The sequence below is a fragment of the Escherichia sp. 93.1518 genome (assembly GCF_013368915.2).
Taxonomy (GTDB): Bacteria; Pseudomonadota; Gammaproteobacteria; order Enterobacterales; family Enterobacteriaceae; genus Escherichia; species Escherichia ruysiae.
In genome coordinates, this window is record NZ_JABWMT020000118.1 from 1 (window position 1) to 337 (window position 337).

Here is a 337-nt window from a genome sequence, read left to right on the forward strand (position 1 = left end):
CCGTGCTCAAAGCGCCGCCCGGTGAGATGCGGCACACAGCGGAACTTATGAATCGCCCCCCGGCAGACCAGCCACCACGGCAAATCACTCTGCACCTGCAGTCGCCGGTCGGCCTCACTCAGCCAGGGCAGACCACCGGGATGGCTGTGCACCAGCGCCACAATCTCACCCTGCATTTCTGCCCGCAGCCAGTCCTCCGGCGACATCCGGAAATACTCCTCCGGCTCACCGGAGATATTTACGCAGGTAAGATATCTGTCTCCCTCCGGCGTTCTCACCACAAAGCCGCACGACTCCGCTGGCGCACATCGCCGGGCGTGCGCCAGAATCGCTGATT

The 337-nt window shown here is 63.2% G+C and carries 1 protein-coding gene; it reads right to left on the reverse strand.

Going from position 1 to position 337, the window contains the following annotated elements; all coding sequences use genetic code 11:
- The coding region (locus tag HEN21_RS22700) for a C40 family peptidase (RefSeq protein WP_183082967.1) at nt 1-337 on the reverse strand (337 nt) is incomplete at both ends.